13 protein-coding genes are annotated in these 16524 nt (G+C 53.9%); 3 read left to right on the top strand and 10 right to left on the bottom strand.

What is annotated here, in order from left to right; genetic code table 11:
* The first annotated feature begins 88 nt into the window (after positions 1–88).
* Together KI810_RS12240 and KI810_RS12245 are read left to right on the top strand one after the other, a co-directional pair.
* Positions 89–1885 (top strand): tetratricopeptide repeat protein, encoded by a 1797-nt coding sequence (locus KI810_RS12240; RefSeq protein ID WP_214175834.1) that lies wholly within the window; start codon positions 89–91, stop codon positions 1883–1885.
* The gene (locus KI810_RS12245) at positions 1872–3398 is read left to right on the top strand and encodes a tetratricopeptide repeat protein (protein ID WP_214175835.1); all 1527 of its coding nucleotides are present in this window, start codon (positions 1872–1874) and stop codon (positions 3396–3398) included. Before KI810_RS12240 ends, KI810_RS12245 begins: the two co-directional genes overlap by 14 nt.
* A gap of 3 nt (positions 3399–3401) precedes the next feature.
* On the opposite strand, the gene KI810_RS17610 is transcribed toward KI810_RS12245, so the two are convergent.
* The gene (locus KI810_RS17610) at positions 3402–5033 is read right to left on the bottom strand and encodes a tetratricopeptide repeat protein (protein ID WP_214175836.1); all 1632 of its coding nucleotides are present in this window, start codon (positions 5031–5033) and stop codon (positions 3402–3404) included.
* Positions 5034–5071: 38 nt separating this feature from the next.
* Positions 5072–6589, bottom strand: a complete 1518-nt coding sequence (locus KI810_RS12255; RefSeq protein WP_214175838.1) for a hypothetical protein — start codon at positions 6587–6589, stop codon at positions 5072–5074.
* Positions 6590–6833: 244 nt separating this feature from the next.
* Here KI810_RS12255 and KI810_RS12260 point away from each other — a divergent pair, with 244 nt between their 5' ends.
* Positions 6834–7313 carry a hypothetical protein gene (locus KI810_RS12260; protein ID WP_214175839.1) on the top strand — a complete coding sequence of 160 codons (480 nt, stop codon included), beginning with the start codon at positions 6834–6836 and terminating at the stop codon, positions 7311–7313.
* A 95-nt stretch (positions 7314–7408) separates the two neighbouring features.
* Here KI810_RS12260 and KI810_RS12265 read toward each other — a convergent pair whose 3' ends face one another.
* From KI810_RS12265 to KI810_RS12300, 8 genes are all read right to left on the bottom strand, one after another.
* A complete protein-coding gene (locus tag KI810_RS12265) occupies positions 7409–8518 on the bottom strand; it encodes a glycosyltransferase family 4 protein (RefSeq protein ID WP_214175840.1) in 1110 nt (369 codons plus the stop codon).
* Entirely contained in the window at positions 8515–9468 is a 954-nt protein-coding gene (locus KI810_RS12270; protein WP_214175841.1) for a glycosyltransferase family 2 protein, read from the bottom strand. Before KI810_RS12270 ends, KI810_RS12265 begins: the two co-directional genes overlap by 4 nt.
* Positions 9465–10616 carry a glycosyltransferase family 4 protein gene (locus KI810_RS12275; RefSeq protein ID WP_214175842.1) on the bottom strand — a complete coding sequence of 384 codons (1152 nt, stop codon included), beginning with the start codon at positions 10614–10616 and terminating at the stop codon, positions 9465–9467. The genes KI810_RS12270 and KI810_RS12275 overlap by 4 nt, the downstream gene beginning before the upstream one ends.
* A gap of 46 nt (positions 10617–10662) precedes the next feature.
* A complete protein-coding gene (locus KI810_RS12280) occupies positions 10663–11745 on the bottom strand; it encodes a glycosyltransferase family 2 protein (RefSeq protein ID WP_214175843.1) in 1083 nt (360 codons plus the stop codon).
* A 20-nt stretch (positions 11746–11765) separates the two neighbouring features.
* Positions 11766–12911, bottom strand: a complete 1146-nt coding sequence (locus KI810_RS12285; RefSeq protein ID WP_214175844.1) for a DegT/DnrJ/EryC1/StrS family aminotransferase — start codon at positions 12909–12911, stop codon at positions 11766–11768.
* A gap of 85 nt (positions 12912–12996) precedes the next feature.
* Positions 12997–14490, bottom strand: coding sequence for a B12-binding domain-containing radical SAM protein (locus KI810_RS12290; RefSeq protein WP_214175845.1), 1494 nt, complete (start codon positions 14488–14490; stop codon positions 12997–12999).
* Positions 14432–15688 (bottom strand): radical SAM/SPASM domain-containing protein, encoded by a 1257-nt coding sequence (locus tag KI810_RS12295; protein ID WP_214175846.1) that lies wholly within the window; start codon positions 15686–15688, stop codon positions 14432–14434. The genes KI810_RS12290 and KI810_RS12295 overlap by 59 nt, the downstream gene beginning before the upstream one ends.
* Positions 15609–16508, bottom strand: coding sequence for an SPASM domain-containing protein (locus KI810_RS12300; protein WP_214175847.1), 900 nt, complete (start codon positions 16506–16508; stop codon positions 15609–15611). The genes KI810_RS12295 and KI810_RS12300 overlap by 80 nt, the downstream gene beginning before the upstream one ends.
* Between the last annotated feature and the right edge of the window lie 16 nt (positions 16509–16524).

Consider the following 16524-nt stretch of genomic DNA (forward strand, 5'->3'; position numbering starts at 1 on the left):
GCTTCAGCACAGGTTCTGCTGTTTACGAATGGCAAGAGCCCGTTTGCACGGAGTGAATCTGCGAATAACGGCCCCGCAAAAACAGTTCATGTACCGATTCGGATGTATCATCATCCTTCTGGCGGTGGTGTATGGCACGACCCTCACCCATGATTTTGTGTGGGACGATACCTATATAATCGTCAACAACCCGCTTCTGGAAAAGCTGGGCAACATCCCCGCGTTCTTCCTCTCCGAAGACACCATCGAAGAATCTTCCACCGGCTATTACCGTCCCGTGACCTATATCTCGTTTGCTCTGGACCGGGCTGTCTGGGGGGTGAATCCGGCGGGCTTCCACCTCACCAATCTGGTCCTGCATATAGTGGCAGTGTTGCTCTTTTATGCCGTGACGGCGGTATTGTTCAAAAAGGAGCGCCTGGCTTTTGTCGCCGCCCTGATCTTTGCCCTGCACCCGGTCGCCGGGGAAACCGTCAATTTTCTTGCCGGGGGGAGGAACACCCTGCTCTCGGCCTGTTTTGGGCTGCTGGCACTTCTTTTCCACGTCAGGAACAAGCCTGTCCCGGCGCTCGCCTGCTTCACGGCAGCAATATTTTCAAAGGAATTTGCCCTGCTGTTTCCGGCCGTCTTCGTCTTGTACGATCTCCGCATGCAACGGGAAAAATTTCGTGCCGGCCGCTATGCACCATTCCTGGTCCCGGTTGCAGTCTATTTGACGCTCCGCTCCTTTGCCGTCCAGAAAGCAAATTTTCTCGATGCCATTAATCTTCCGGACGCAGTGGCGGCGCCGTACCTGGTGGCGAGATACCTCCTGAACATGGTGGCGCCGTTTCAACTCAAAGTTTTGTACAGCATCAACCCGGGGACGACGAGTGTCATACTATGTTGTGTGTTCGCAGGGGGTGTAACCGCAGCCGTCTATTATTTCAGAAAGCACGACGAAATCCTTTTTTCAGCATTCTGGTTTCTGCTTTTTCTCCTCCCGGTCATCAACATCATCCCGCTTCATACCACTACAATGATGGCTGACCGGTATGCCTATTTTTCCCTGATGGGCTTTTCGCTGTTTCTCGCAGCGGTCATCGGCAAGCTGAACGGACGGGGAATGGCCGTTGTCGTCGTGGCGCTTTGTGCGGTTTATGCGGCCATTGATATGCGACACAACGGCGTCTGGAAAAATGATATCGAATTTTTTACCCGGATGACGAAAGATGCTCCGGAGCGCTTTGTCGGCTTCAAGAACCTGGGGATGGCATACTACCGGAAAGGTGACACAGCACGTGCGGTGGAATACCTCGAAGCCGGCGACACCAAAAGGGATATTTCCGTCAACTACCTGATCGGAGATGCCTATATTTATTGGAAGGAAAACCGGCTGGACAAGGCCGAAAAGTCCTTACGCCGGGTCGTGGACGTAAACCCCTCCAATCCCGAACCGTACCTTCTGCTCATGATGATACACGAACAAAAGGGAGACAGCGACACGGCTCAGGATTACCGAAACAAGGTACTCGGCATGGTCGGCTCACTTGACAAATTGATGACCGACAGAACCTTCGAAATGTGTCGAACGGGTGAAACCTACATGTCCAAGGGTCAGTATGCCGATGCGGAGATTTACCTCTGGCAGGCCTTGAAGATTGATCCTGACTACATACCCGCACTTGTCGACATGGGGAGCCTGAGGGCCGGGCAGGGAAAACTGGCGGATGCGGTAACGTACTTCAGCAAGGCGCTGGACCTTGAACCGTTCAACGCCTCTGCCCGCTATAATCTGGCGATGGTGTACCAGATGCAGGGGCGTACGGCAGAAGCGCGGGCAGAAATGGTGAAGTTCAGGGATGCTGAAAACAGGGAGAAACATAAAGAAAATGTTCTCCGGTAACGTGCCGCGTCAGAGTGCCGGCATCTGCCTGGCATTGATTGTCATGGTATTCGCCCTGTATTTCCAGGTTGGAAACCACGCTTTCCTGAATTATGACGACAATGTCTATGTTACGGCCAATCCGAATGTGGCAGGCGGCATAACCGGCGAAAGTATCATCTGGGCCTTCACCTCGTTTGACGCAAGCAACTGGCATCCGCTCACCTGGCTCTCCCATATGGTGGATGTCGAATTGTTCGGCATGGATCCCCGCGGCCATCACCTCACCAGCGTCGCTATCCATGCGCTATCCACGGTGCTTCTGTTTCTGCTTCTCCTCAGGATAACCGGTTCGCGGTGGCACAGTTCCTGTGTCGCCGTATTTTTCGCGATCCACCCGCTGCACGTGGAATCGGTCGCCTGGGTGGCGGAAAGGAAGGATGTCCTCAGCGCCTTTTTCTGGTTCCTCACCCTTCTCCTGTATGCCTCCTATACCGTACAGCAGAAGCGCGTGTTCTACCTTCTCGCGCTCGCTTCCTTCGCGTTGGGGCTCATGGCCAAGCCAATGCTCGTGACCCTTCCCGTCGTCATGCTCCTGCTGGATTACTGGCCCCTCGGCCGCTGCCGGACAGGGGGGGCAGATGGGGAGGGACGCTCATTCCGGGTGCTGGTCCGGGAGAAAGTCCCCTTTTTTGCCTGTGCACTGGCATCATCCATCCTTACCGTCTTCGCACAACGTTCGGAAGGAGCGATAAAAAGCCTCGGGGCGGTACCCTTTCCGCTCCGCCTTGAGAATTCCCTGGTTTCCTATGGAGCGTACCTCGGCAACATAATCTGGCCCGACGACCTTGCCATCCTGTACCCCATTCCTTCGTCATACCCCTTATGGCAGGTCATCGGTTCACTGTTCGTCCTGCTTTTCGTCTCTGTGGCAACTGTCCGCGCCCGCCACCGTTTCCCCTATCTTGCGGTGGGGTGGCTCTGGTTCCTCGTCACGCTCGTACCGGTTATCGGTCTTCTCCAGGTGGGGGTTCAGTCCATGGCTGACCGCTACACCTACATCCCCTCGATTGGTCTCTTCATCATGGCTGTCTGGGGAATTCCGGAGCTTCTGGCGGGCTTCACATACCGGATGGCAATCCTGACCCTGCTTGCCGGTGCGGTCATCGGCGCAAAAACCGCGGTGACATGGCAACAGCTCGGCTACTGGCGGGACAATTTTTCTCTCTACGAACAGACCCTCAAGGTTACGGACGACAACTACGTCATTCACAATAACCTGGGCATCGCCCATGCCGATGCCTGGAATCTGGATGCCGCGATCGGGGAATTCCGGAAGGCACTGAGGATCAACCCCAACTACGCGGAAGCGCATTACAACCTTGGCATCGCTCTGGCCATGAAGGGGGAACTGGATATGGCCATCCGTGAATTCCGCGAGGCGCTGCGGATACATCCCGGCGATGCGAAGGCGAACTACAACCTGGGGGTTGCCCTGGAGCAAAAGAGGCAACTGCTTGGGAGCGGGAAATAGACGTTATCGTTTGCCGCTTGCCTGGATCGAATCGAGCAGTGCGCGGGCGTAGGCTTCATTCAGGCGCTTCAACTGCACCTGTTCCTGGTAGGCAAGGTCGATATTGCCGGTAATGAGATAGGCATAGCCAAGGCGCACATGCCCCTCCACATCGTCCGGATGCAGCCTGACCGCCAGGCGATAGGCCTCGATCGCTTCGGCGTACCGTCCCGCCATCTGGTAGGAGTTGCCGAGGTTTCTGATCCCCTCGATTCCTGTGGGGTTGAGGCGTACCGATTCCTGGAAGTGAAGGATGGCTTCATCATTGCGGTTATGCTGGGAAAGCAGTACCCCCATGTTGTTGTGTGCCAGCCAGTTTCGCTCGACAACGGCCAAGGCATGGGCATACAGATCGTAACTGCTCTGCCAGTAGCGAATCTGTTTGACGGTCAGTACCGAGAGGATGGCAACCACGATTACGCTCACGACCGTTACTGCCGGGAGCCCGTTGCGCCATCTGCCCGCTAGTTCCCCCCCGCCCCAGGCCAGTATGATGAACAATCCCACCAACGGAATGTAGGTATAGCGGTCTGCCATGGCCTGACCCCCCACCCGTATGAAGCCGATCACCGGCAACAGGGTAATCAGGTACCAGAACCAGCCGAAAACCAGGTAGGGCCGTTTTCTCCCCTGCACTACGGCCAGGCCGGTCAGCAGCGCCAGAAGAACAACCGCTCCGGCGACCCTGGGTGCGGTAACCGCCGATGGTTCAAAAGGGTAGAACAGGGCGAGGTCCACCGGCCAGAACATGTTCCGGATGTACTTCACGTAGGAGAGGAACGCATTCCCGCCATGGAGAAGAAGGGATTCTCCGTCCACCCTGAACAGGGCCTTTGCCGAAGCGTGGGCGCGGAGAATCATCAGTGAAGCGGCCGCGGCCATGACAACGAGCGGAATTTTTTCAGCCAGGAGAAACCTGAGGTCAGTCCCGCCCCGTTCACCCCGGCGGGGGGTGAGACGAGCGAGGGGCCAGTAGTCCATCAGCAGGAGGATAACGGGAAGGGTCACCAGCATCTGCTTTGCCATCAGTCCCAGGGCAAACAAAACGGCAACGGGAAGATAGCGCTTCAGGCCAGGCTTGCCGGTGTACCACACATAGGCCCCCATGGTCAGGAACCAGAACAGGGTGGAGAGGACATCCTTGCGTTCGGCCACCCAAGCCACCGACTCCACATGGAGGGGGTGAATCGCAAACAGCAGTGCAACGACCAGGCTTCTGCCGACAAAACCGGTCAGGCGGTACAGCAGGGCACAGAGCAGCATCGAATTTACGGCATGGATGAACAGGCTCGTGGCATGATGCCCCGCCGGATTCATGCCGGACAGTTCCACGTTGAGCATATGGGACAGCCAGGTGAGGGGGTGCCAGTTAGCGGCATGGAACGTGGTGAGGGACCAGAGAAATCCCTTGAGCGACAGCCCCTGCTGAACCATCAGGTTAGCCGTAACATACACGTCATCATCGAAGTCGATGAAGCCGTTCCGCAGGGCTGGCCAGTAAACGGCGGTGGTCACCGCAGCTATGAGAATCAGGGCGAGCGGCAGATGCCATTGGACGGCACGGCGGTGATTCCGTATATCCCCTGCAGTTCTCACGGTGTAACTCCTTGGTTATCCATGTCTCAGGTCACAGGTTAGCGCGGCAGCCAGTCATACCATTCGGGAGTGGCATGCATCAGGAACCAGGGGAAATCGTACGAAATGAAAAGCAGTGCCGTAGCCAGCGCCAGCGACCACCGGACGTAATCGCTGCGGAAGAGAAGCAGCAGGTAACGGCAGATTAAAACGTAGGCGGGGGCAAGCAGGAGGAAAAGGTACCTGCCATACATGGTCAGTCCCGGTTCACCGTAGTTGAGATAGTTGTCATAGTTCACTTCGTACATAAGGTATCCTGCGTAGAAGATGACGATGGCCGCAAGGGCCGGCGGCAGCCAGCCCGATTCCCGGGGACGCCAGCGAAGGATAAATCCGATGGCCGCAAGGGCCAGGAGCAGGTAGACAGGGATCAGGTACGGAGGGGGTTTGAGCATTACCAGGTGAGCCTTGATCCCGAAAATCGTGCCCAGCATGTTTTGGAACCAGAGTTTCGCGTAGGCGGCCGGCCCCATCCATAACTGAGGATTTCTCTTCAGGTTTTCATAGTTCATCAACAGGAAAAAGGTGTCGGCCTTATCCCCGGGGTGCTCGATCTCTCCCGCCAGCATCAGGGCATCCATGTAGGAGATCGTCCCTTCCCTGTACTGGTTGAAGATCATTCCCCGGGCACCGAGACGGTATTTCATGGCGGCCTGCGGGGAGAGAACCTCTGCCATCCCGGGATTGATGACCCCGTAGCGGAGATAATTCCCGCCGTACAGTTGCAGATTCAAGCCGGCAAAGATGAGAAGCAGGGCCACCGCCAGGCTTGCGCGGCGCGCGGATGTCCGGAAATACTGCCGGACGCCGGCGGGGAATGAGCCCAGGTTGTGCCATTCGTGGAGCACCAGCAGAATGTTGAGGGCCAGAACCAGCGGCAGAAAGGTGATCTTGGTCAGGCTGCCGGCCAGCTGGCAGATGAGCGAGGCGACCAGCAGGCCGCCTGAGCGCTTGCGGAAAAAGGCAAACTGAAAATAGACGGCCATCGCTGCCAACAGGTTGGCCATGTTGTCGTAGGACGCCGAAGCGGACAAAACGGAAAACATGGGGGTGTTGGTCAGTACGACCATGAGCAGGAGCAGGGTGAGCCGGTCGTCCGTGAAGAGGCGGAGCAGGCGGACAGCATACCAGACGGTGCCGAAGGCAAGGGGGATATTGAGAAGGCGGAGGAACACGAGGTCGGAGAGACCAAAGAGATTCACCTGGAGCAGCTTGCCCATTATCCCGTAGTACAGCCAGGGGATGTTGGTGACCAGGCCGAATTGATACGTTTCGGGAGAATTGACCGGCATCAGGGCGGTTTGTGAAAAGACCTTGCAGAGTCCTGCGTGGGTGACTTCGTCCGGCGGTACGAATGATGACAAGCTTAAAGCGAGAAACACCAGACGAGCACCGAAATAGACCAGCAGGATGCTCATTATTCCTTTCAGTGCCGACGGAGAGAGGAACCCTTCGGTTTCCCGGTCCGCCAATGCTTCAGCGGTCTCTTTGCCGTCAGTCCGGAATTCTGGGGACATGGTGGTTACCCTTTGGTGATCGATCATGGACTGGAACCTGGCAGGTTGCCATCGGGATGGTCGCTGCCGGCTTCGGCAACGTGAGGCTGAATCGAGGCTGAAAGTAACATTTCAGGGCGTAATAGTCAATTTGGCAGTACCTGGCAGAGGGGCGGTTGAGATAAAAACTTTATTACCGGACAATTAACCGGTATAATAGGCGCCGCTGGCTGTTGAGTGGGTATAACGATCTAAGGAGTCAACAATGAAGAGAAATGTAGTAGCCGGTATGCTGGGTTTCGTGTTGCTGGTGGGCGCAGTGGATGGGCATGCTGAAAAATGGGTAAAAAACAACGTTGACGTTCCGAATCAGAACCTGGAAGCAAATTATTATGATTCACAGAGTGTCAAGGTTCGGGGAAAAACGATAAGTTGGACTGAAAAATTCGTTTTGACAGACTTTGGCGAAAAAGCTTATTCAAAGCACCTGATGCAGTACCCGGCATGCAGTGCAAGTATCGAGAAAAAAGGAACTGTTGCCTATCACAAGATCGATTTCGAGATCAAGGATGGCAAATTCAGAACCGTTGCCAAACGTAACTACAACAAAAACAATGAACTGATATGCACTGATAAAGAGATGGGTACCGAATTTGACAAGAACTGGTATGAAATCGTCTACAAATCACCCATGTACGAGAGACACTATATTCTGGTAACCAAATACAAGCTGGGAAATCTTTGAGGAAAGATGACGGCCAATTGACAGGGAATTGAGCCGCTCGATCTCCAGAATGAGTGTTGGTGCAATAGCCGGGATGGGATTCCCGGCTAGTGTTTTTAAGTCGCTTGAAATTCTTCGATCGAATCGACCAGGGAACTCCAGGACATGTTTGCGGAGGTGAATTGCAGGATATTTTCCGCAAAATCAATCTGCCTGTTGTTCATAAACCAGACAATCCCGTCGGCAAACGCCTGCGGGTCGTCCGGGGGAACCAGTCTGCCGGTGTACCCGTCCTGGACGATCTCGTTAAATCCCCCCACGTCAGTGGCGAGAACCGGCTTGCCGAATCCGTAGGCAGTGGCTATGATGCCGGAAGTGACCGCCTGCTTGTAGGGGAGGACAACCAGGTCGGCCGATGAAAAGTGCCGGCTCATTTCCCTATCGGGGATGTAGCGGTCAATAATGTTCACTTTTTCAGTAATGCCAAGGTCGCTGGCAAGCTTGAGAAATTCAGCCTTGCCGTTCCAGAACTCTCCGGCTATGGTGAGCGAGATGTCGTAGTCCTTCAGGATTCCGACCGCCTTGATCAGGGTGTCGAGCCCCTTGTACGGTCTGACGAATCCGAAAAACAGAAGATGGAGTTTTCCCGGGCCGCTTTTGTGGGGCGGCCTCGTCTCGTACGCGAACAGAGGAAGAAGATGCTTTTTCACCGCAGCCCTGGGATTGATTCCCCGGGCTGTATTTTTTTCCTGTTCGGAATGGACAAGAATGGAGTCAACTTTTCTGAGGATGTATTTCGTTGCCCATTTTTTCAAGGCATTGTCTTCGTGTTCAAAGATGTTGATGCAGAGAAAAAGAACCTTGATCCCTTTCTTCTTCAACGATGAGAGGAGATAGGCATACATTGGTGTCCAGTAAGTCACCCACCAGGGGAGTATGACCAGGTCGGGACCGAACGCGGCGATCTTTGCGGATGTTGCAACCCAGGACCGTATGCTTACGGAATCGATATCGTAGGCCAGGTGTCTGAATTCACGACGCATGCGCGCCACGTCGCAGGTCGGGTCCACCTGGCTCTTCCTGCCGTACAGCAGTTCAGGGTACTGCCTCTTGTAGCTCAAGAGCAGAAGGTCGTGCCGTTTCTCAAGTTCCCGGGCGAGGGAATGGCAGTATTTGGCTATTCCTCCCCTGAATGGAGGAACCGGCGCGATCAGGCAGATTTTCATGGTTTCCCACCGGTCATGATCTCGATACGGCTCCTGCAGAGCTTTCGAAAATTCTCCCGATTCAGCAGTTTCAGGTCGTTGCGGTGAAATCCCCGATTCAGGACCAGAGAGCGGATCAGGGTACAGGCAGATGCCGCGGCAGCCAGGGCAAGGCGGCTATTGCCGAACAGGCCCGGCAGACGGGCCGCGCAGAGAATGGAGCACGAGGTATAGACCCTGGTCAGCGGTGCCCAGCCGAAATGCCGGCGGGTGACGCCAAGGGATTCCTCACTGTTCCTGATGAGTGTGTCGCTGCTGATGGTCTTGGATGTTTCGTGCAGACGGTAGGTTGCAAGCATCCGGGGGATATGGTGGCAGGAGAAGCGTCTGCCAATCCTGATCCAGAGGTCGTAATCCATGGCAAAGTGAAGCGTCACGTCCAGCCCCCCGACCGCAGTGAAAGCCTGCCGCCGGAAAAAGGCCGCGGGCTGGCAGACGATGTTGGCGGAGGCCAGTCGGTCAAGGTCGAACTCTTCGGTCCGGTACCTGCCGATGACGGCGCCTGCCGTGTCACAGTAATGGGCGTCACCATACAGAAGGCCGGTATCGGCATGAACGCGAAAAGCCCCGGCTACCGTCTCAAGCGTTCCGGGAAGGTAGGTGTCGTCGGAATTCAGCCAGGCGAAGATGTCCCCCTGCGCCAGGCGAAAGCCCTTCATGAGGGCATCGGTTTGCCCGTTGTCCCGTTCGCTTATCCACCGGTACGTAATCCCCCGGCACGCAATCGGCCATTCCCTGTTCCGCAGCAACGTATCATAGTGTTTGATGATAGCGAGGGAGTCGTCGCTGGAGCCGCCATCGATTATGAGGTAATCGATGGAGAAGTCCCCCTCCTGGCGGATGACGCTCTCGATCGTCTCGGCCAGGAATTGACCTTGGTTGTAGGAGGGGGTGATAACGGAAATTATCATCGCAAGGTTTTCTCATACACACGTATGGTTTGCCGGGCCATGGTATCCCTGTCGAACTGTTGTACCCTAGCAAAGCCCCTGGTTTTCAACTTCTGTTGCAACGCCCCATCGTTCCAGAGTTGGCGGAGCGTTTCAACCAGATCTTCGACGGAAAGCGGATCGAATGTCACGGCCGCATTACCGGCGACTTCCGGGATAGAGGTGGCGGCAGAGCAGGCAATGGGGCATCCGCAGGCCATCGCTTCAAGCAAGGGAATGCCGAACCCTTCCGACAGTGATGGAAACACCATCAATCGTGCCAGATTGTAGAGACAGGGGAGCTCCTCATGGGGAAGATAGCCGAGTACGGTGACGTCGTCACGCAACCCGAGCCGCCCGATCTCCCGAAGAACATCGTCGTTCGCCTGCTTGGCTATACCGCTGAGCACCAGGTGACCGTCAAAACCGTAACTCTCCTTCATGATCTTGAGGGCCGCCAGGAGCCGCTTGTGATTCTTGTGGGGCCAGGTTGCTGCCGGATAGTACATGAAAGGCTTATGCAGGCCGAGTCTGGATCTTGCCGATGCAAGCACGTCCGGATCGTCCGTACGGCGGAATTGGGGATTGTAACCGGTATAGACGACATCGATTTTGTCCGGTTCGATCCCGTATCGCTCGACGAGGCACGTTTTGACATACCCTGAAATCGCAATGATCCTGGTGGCCTTTTCAGCGGAAGGTCTCCAGAGTTTCTTTCGCGCATTCAAGGCATAGGAAGAGAAATACTCAGGAAAGAACTCGTGCTGCATGTCGTGGAACGTCAGCACCGAGGGTATGCGGTGGTGCAGTGGCTGGAGAATGGAGAACGGGTGGTGGACAATGTCCGCATTTAGCCGATTCATGAACGGTTGCAGAATGTCAAGGGAGGTTGTGTGCCTGATGGCTGCGCGCAGGTACCAGAGCAGGGAGGGTTTGGTATAGCGGCACGCCAGCAACCGGAAACGGGGTGGTGACAGCTGGAGCGAATCGAGATGGTGTTCGTTGCATATCAGGCCATAGTCATTGCCGGTATCGGCACCCTGCAATGCATGCACAAGGGTGCGGAAATAGGTTTCCACCCCCCCCATCCCGCCCGGGCTATATGCGATCGCGTTCAGAACTATGTTCATCTATGATGACCAGCTCCTTTTAAGCTGTGGCGAGCAGGCGTGTCCATCATCTGTGCCGTACACGCCCGTTAGCAAAATGGGTGAGCAGGCGCACAATAACATACCAACAATACATACGTACCCTGAGAAAAGCAAAACTGGTACGGAAACCGGTGTCACCACCCAAGCGTGCGTACAACGCTCTGGTGTGCGACGCTTCATTCCCGTGATTCGACATGGCACGATAAAAAGTGCCAACCAGGGATTTTTTTTGTGCAAACTCGAACCTGGCCGTACTGTAGGCATACGTAATGATGTGAATCCTGGCGATCTTCAGGAGGTTTCGAGAATACGTTGCCATGAGCGTTGGATGATGCAAAACATCACTGCATCGTTTCAGCAGTTCCTGTCCCGCGACCCGGTAGTTTTCCAGATCCTGATTGCTTTCACTGGCAGAATCACCATGACGGCGGAACACATAACAGGGAACATCCATATAAACGATCGTATCCAGCAACGCACACCTCACGAGAAAAAGGTACTCGCAATGGAACCCTATGGCCGAAGAACACATCTCTTCGACACCACCCACCATCTTTCTGAGGGTGGCGGTATGGAACAGACCGCATGTCGAGGTGATCTTCGGGCGCCGGTCCGAATACCAGTCCAGAAAACCCCGCCCCGTAAAGTTTAGCGTAGCAACGTTATTAATCCTGCGGGGTTGGAACCGTTCAGACGGTTTCAACATCCTAAACGAGGAAAAGAGTGCGGGGGGAAAGCCGGATTTTACCAGACAATCATGTGCCGTTTGCAGGAAGTCGGGTTCATACAGATCGTCGTCAAACAGCCAGGTAAAGTAGTTCCCGGTCGCCCTGTCAAGCAGGGCATTCATGTTGCCGACTTCCCGCAGGTTGCGGGGATTATTGATGATGCGGATACGCGAATCGGTTATGCCGAGCATTTCACAGGTCAGCACCTCGGCGGTATAATCATTCCCTACAATAACCTCGAAGTCGGTGAATGTTTGGGCAAGGACTGACGCCAGGGCTTCTTGCAACATGCCATGGCGATTATAGGTCGGGATGCCTATAGTGAAAAAGGGTTGTGACACTGAACCGTTACCTGAACCCAACGGGGTGAACCCGGTCATGTGCGAGACCGCTGGCCATGTTACCAACCTGACCGTATAACATCGCAGATTTTGTCAACCTGCTCGATGCTGATTCTGGGGTGCAACGGCAATACAAGATATTTTTCCTCGATCGCGTCCATATTCGGGAGGTTGTTCCGTCTGCCGCCAAACACGGTATATCGGTCATTCCGATAGTGGACCTGATTGGATTCAATATGGTGCGCTCTCAATTTGGCCTGCAACCCCGGCCTGTCTTCAGCAATGACAGTAAATATCCAGGCGGCATGCTCCCTGTCGGTATAACCGTCCCCGACGATTTGCAGGCCAGGAGTTCCCTGTAATTGTTCAGAATATCTTCTGAACAGCTTTTGGCGCAGTGCCAGGACGCCGTCAAACTCTGCCAGAGCCGACAGGCCCATGGCCGCGGCAATGTCGTTCATTTGGTATTTGTACCCTATTTCCGTAATGTCATTGTCCCAATTTCCCATCTGCTTGGCAACCCGATCAATGCCGAACCAGCGAATACGCCGGGCCTTTTCCGCCAGGCTGCCGTCTTTCAGAACAAGCATTCCCCCGTCACCGGTGGTTAATTGTTTAATGGCCTGGAAAGAGAACATGGAAAACTCGGAGATTGAGCCGACCGGTTTGCCATTGTAGGTACCCCCCAGGGCGTGGGCGGCATCCTCAATAATCGGTATGCCCCGTTCGGCCGCAATAGCCGAAAGTTCGTTCAAGTCGCAGGGCAACCCGCCGTAGTGTACGCAGACAATCGCTTTTGTCCGGTCGGAAATCAGCTGTTTTACATGGGATGGGTCAATGTTTAATGTGCCTGGCTGGACGTCGGCGAATTTAATTTCCGCTTTTTGGTACAAAAGAGGAATATTGGTCGCGGCACAGGTAAAAACGGGCGTTATCACTTCGTCACCCGCTTCGATTCCGGCGAGAATGTATGATAAATGCAAGGCGTCGGTACCGGAACCAACGGCGATTGCCGTTCTTCCCTCACCAAATCTTGCGCCGAATTTCTGTTCAAATTCGTCCACTTTTGGACCCTGGCCGATCCATCTCGTTGTCAGTGTCTGCTGGACAAGGCTAACGGCAGACTCCGGGACGTGCGGATGGAACAGGACTATGTTGTCGTCACCCACATCCATCAGTGACATGTCTCTCACGCTGTTTTTCATGGAGCTCTCTTTCGCGGCGATAATATTTACCCTGCCCGGTCCGTTCACCGGCACGGCGGGCTATGCTGCCCTGTTGTTCCCTGTTTTAATACACCAATTTCATGCCCCGTTTAATCTCGTTGAATAGTTCGATCCCCTTGGTGCCGAGTCTATCAACGACACATTCGTAATATCTCTCCATGGATAACGCTTGGGAGGTGCTTTCAGGAAAGTCGATAGTGAGAAATATCCTCATCCATCGCTCATCGATATGATACTTAACAAAAAACGTGGCAAGTTTACATAAGTTTCTCAACTTCTTCGTCACGTCGTCGCTAAAGGCAATACCCGGTATGCCGGTATTGGTATCGCCGCTGGCCAGCGCACTCAATGCCAGGTTATGGTCGCGGCAGTACTTTTCCATCATGGTGCCGGGATATATCTGCAAGGGGTAGACCGAGCAAATGCTTCCCGGGCCGATGCGCTGCAAGCCTTTTACCGTTTCCAGTGCATCCTCTACCGGATCTTCGACGGGCAGCCCGACAATTGCCTGCAGATTGACGGCAAACCCGTATGTTACCAGCCGGTCGTATGCTCTCTTCATGTTCTCTTCATTGTCCCAGGCACGGTTGAGCAGTTTGAGCGACTCAGGTCTGATGGCCTGTATGCCGATGCCGATGCAATTGACTATTCTTTTCAGGGTAGCCAGTACGTTGTCAGAAACCTTCAAGGTAAGGGTCGATGTGGACGAGACGTACATCGGAACGCCGATCTCTCTCTCCCAGGTGTCAACAAACTCCGGGAGCCATGTTTCGATATCGGGCCCACTGAAGATGTCATCATCCACCCACTCGATTTCCTCAGTTTTGCCCAACGCAAGAATCTGCTTTGCCTCTGCGATGATTGCCGGAATTGGCCTTCGGGAAAGGTAGTAGCGCCGGTGAGCTTCTTTACCGTAAATGTCTCGCAGGTGGTCCGCCGATGAGCTGCAGTAGGCACAGTTCCAAGGACAGCCCAGCATGGACAGCATGAATTTCCGGTAACGTGACGCTATTCTCGGGATGTCCCGGTAATACTCGATTCTTGCGGGAACGGGCATATCGGCGGGATCGGTAAGGGGAGTCCTGATCAATCCTTTTTCGCCGGAGAGAATTTTTTCTATGGAGCCCCGCACCGGCCCGACAACCACAACATCGATCTCCTCCCGGTCAATTATTGCCGGATCCGAGCAGGCATGGTGGCCGCCAAAAACCGAAATCACACCAGGTATATGCTGTCTGATCTCCCGAAGCATGTTCATCGCCGCAGGAAAATATCTTGTCAACGGTGAGAAAAAGATATAGTCGGGCATCCAGGCGACGATCTCGTCGGTAATGGCGTCTTTCTCCGCATCGAAATATCTGATCTCCTGATCGAACTGCAACAGTTCCCCGCCAACGAACAGCAATCCGTAATTTTCTTCGGTTCCAAAACAGACGAGTGCTATTTTATGGTGTGGCCTCGTGCTAACCGGCATGGTCATATTCCTTGGATAAGAGTAGTCACTTTTTCCCGAAGAGGGAGCGTTTCGCAACTGCACCGATACGGTCCATTTGATCAATCACCGTTTTCAGCACTGCTTTTTGTCTGTCACCGATCATGGAAGAGAAGCACGCTTGAGACATAGTGTTGATTCGTTGGCAGAGATGTTTGTGTCTGATCTCATGGCGAAGGTCCAGCAGTGAAATATCGTCCCCGTCAATCGTATCCAATATCTGCCGTCCCATTTCCGGAACGCAGTAAGTCAGAAAAACGTGTGCACCGTTTTTCATGCAGCGTTTGCACATCCGGTGATTCTGCCTGAGTTTCTGTATGGTGTCCAGCGGCAGGGCAAGATAGTTTCCCAAGGAGAACTCCCTTGCGTCAAAAATCCCGCAGCACAAGAGCACATTTCCCTGGAAATCCAGACTGACCTGTCTGTCCCTAAGCCGGCACGGCTGGTTCTGGTAGTTTCGTGCGGCCGCCAGCGTGTTTTTCAAGGGGAATGCCAATGAATCGATTACCGTGTGATCCTCTTCAGTCAAAGGGAAGTCCTGGATATCCCCATCCGCGTATGCAAGCACTTTCTCAAGAGGAAACATGAGCGCCCACACCGGATCGAAGCCAAAGCCGAGTCTATCGGCAAAATCCCGCATCATGGGTTCCTCTTTCAGGTTGTGCCGGTAGCGGTGATAGGTAACGAAAATGCGTGTAGCGGCGCCGTTTCTTTTTTTTGCCTCTGCCAGCGTGACCATATTGTTTTTGACCCGTGCGATATTCCCGCCCCGATGGGTAGTGCCGTAAACGTCCTGGGTAAATCCGGAAACCGAAATCTTGAAGCTGGCAGGGCCTGCCGCCATGATGGCGTCTGCATCGGGAAGTATGTTGAGGTTGGAGCTGAGATGGCACGGAATGCCTGCTCCCTGCACAATATGTATCAGTTCTGGGAGCCGTGGATGCAGCAGCGGCTCAGTCCAGTTGAACAAGTTGATGCCGGTTACCCGGCATTCGGACGTTGCCTTCCGGACGATCGATGCAAGCAATTCAGGTTCCATGAAGCCGTGGGGCAGCCGGTATGTCTCGATGTTACCCTGGGGACAGCAGGGACAATGCAGATTGCAGGCACCGCTTATATCAATGTCGAAAATGAAGGTATGCATTTTCCTCAAGTAAGTATTCGCCTCCAGGTCACTTGAACAATCACGTGGCTGCACCTGTTCGGCATGTTCTTTTTTTCTGCGGGATTTTAAACGGAAAGTTTGCTTTATGATAATCTCCATCCCGCGGTTTGTAGTTTAAAAGCCCAAAGCGCCCAAAAGCGCGTTCGATATTTGTGTACAAAGAGCAATCTCTGCATAGTTCCGGTATGGTTTGCCGGGAGAATGACGTTCTGAATTCTTGTGCCTGAGGGCCGGTCCATGTTTCTTTAATCGTTTGGTGGCGCATATCTCCAATGATGTGGCGGGCGGCCCAGTCGACACACCCGCAACCCACAACGGTACCATCTGCATTGATACACAGCGTTGCCCACGGCGCTACGCAATCCTTTCGGACTGCCGTATTGTCTGCCTTCAACAACAGGGCTCCCGGAGGCAAATCTGCCTGCGTTATCATACCCCCCCATGAAAAGTAGTCCGTCCTGATTTCCTGGATTGCGAATGTTCTGCTTAGTCTGGCGAGTAGCTGATTTCCCGTACTATTTTTTGGGTTATTCGTTCTGAAATTCAAAGCCAGATTTATTGCAATACCGTTTTTATGTACGATGTCTTCAATTCTGAACAACTGGTCGATAACAACGTCAAAGGCGCTTATTCCATACATGAGGGCGTAATCCTCTTTGCTGAATCCTCCGATGGATATATCCAGACAATCGAATGTTTCCAAAAAGGTTTTCAGTTCATTGTCGGATAAATTCGATGCCCCGGCTAGCATAGTTGCAGTATGCAAAATGAAGCGGTCCTTGAACTGCTTCAGAATTTCCAGTCGTTCCTTTAGACAGGTGTCGGAAAATATATCCGACTGCATTGAACATACCCCGACAGACCCACCGCCAATAGCGTAATAGTCTTCACATATTTTATTAAAGAGCCCCATATCCATTGTCGACCTGGCCCTC

It is taken from the genome of Geomobilimonas luticola (assembly GCF_018476905.1).
Classification (GTDB): Bacteria; Desulfobacterota; Desulfuromonadia; order Geobacterales; family Geobacteraceae; genus Geomobilimonas; species Geomobilimonas luticola.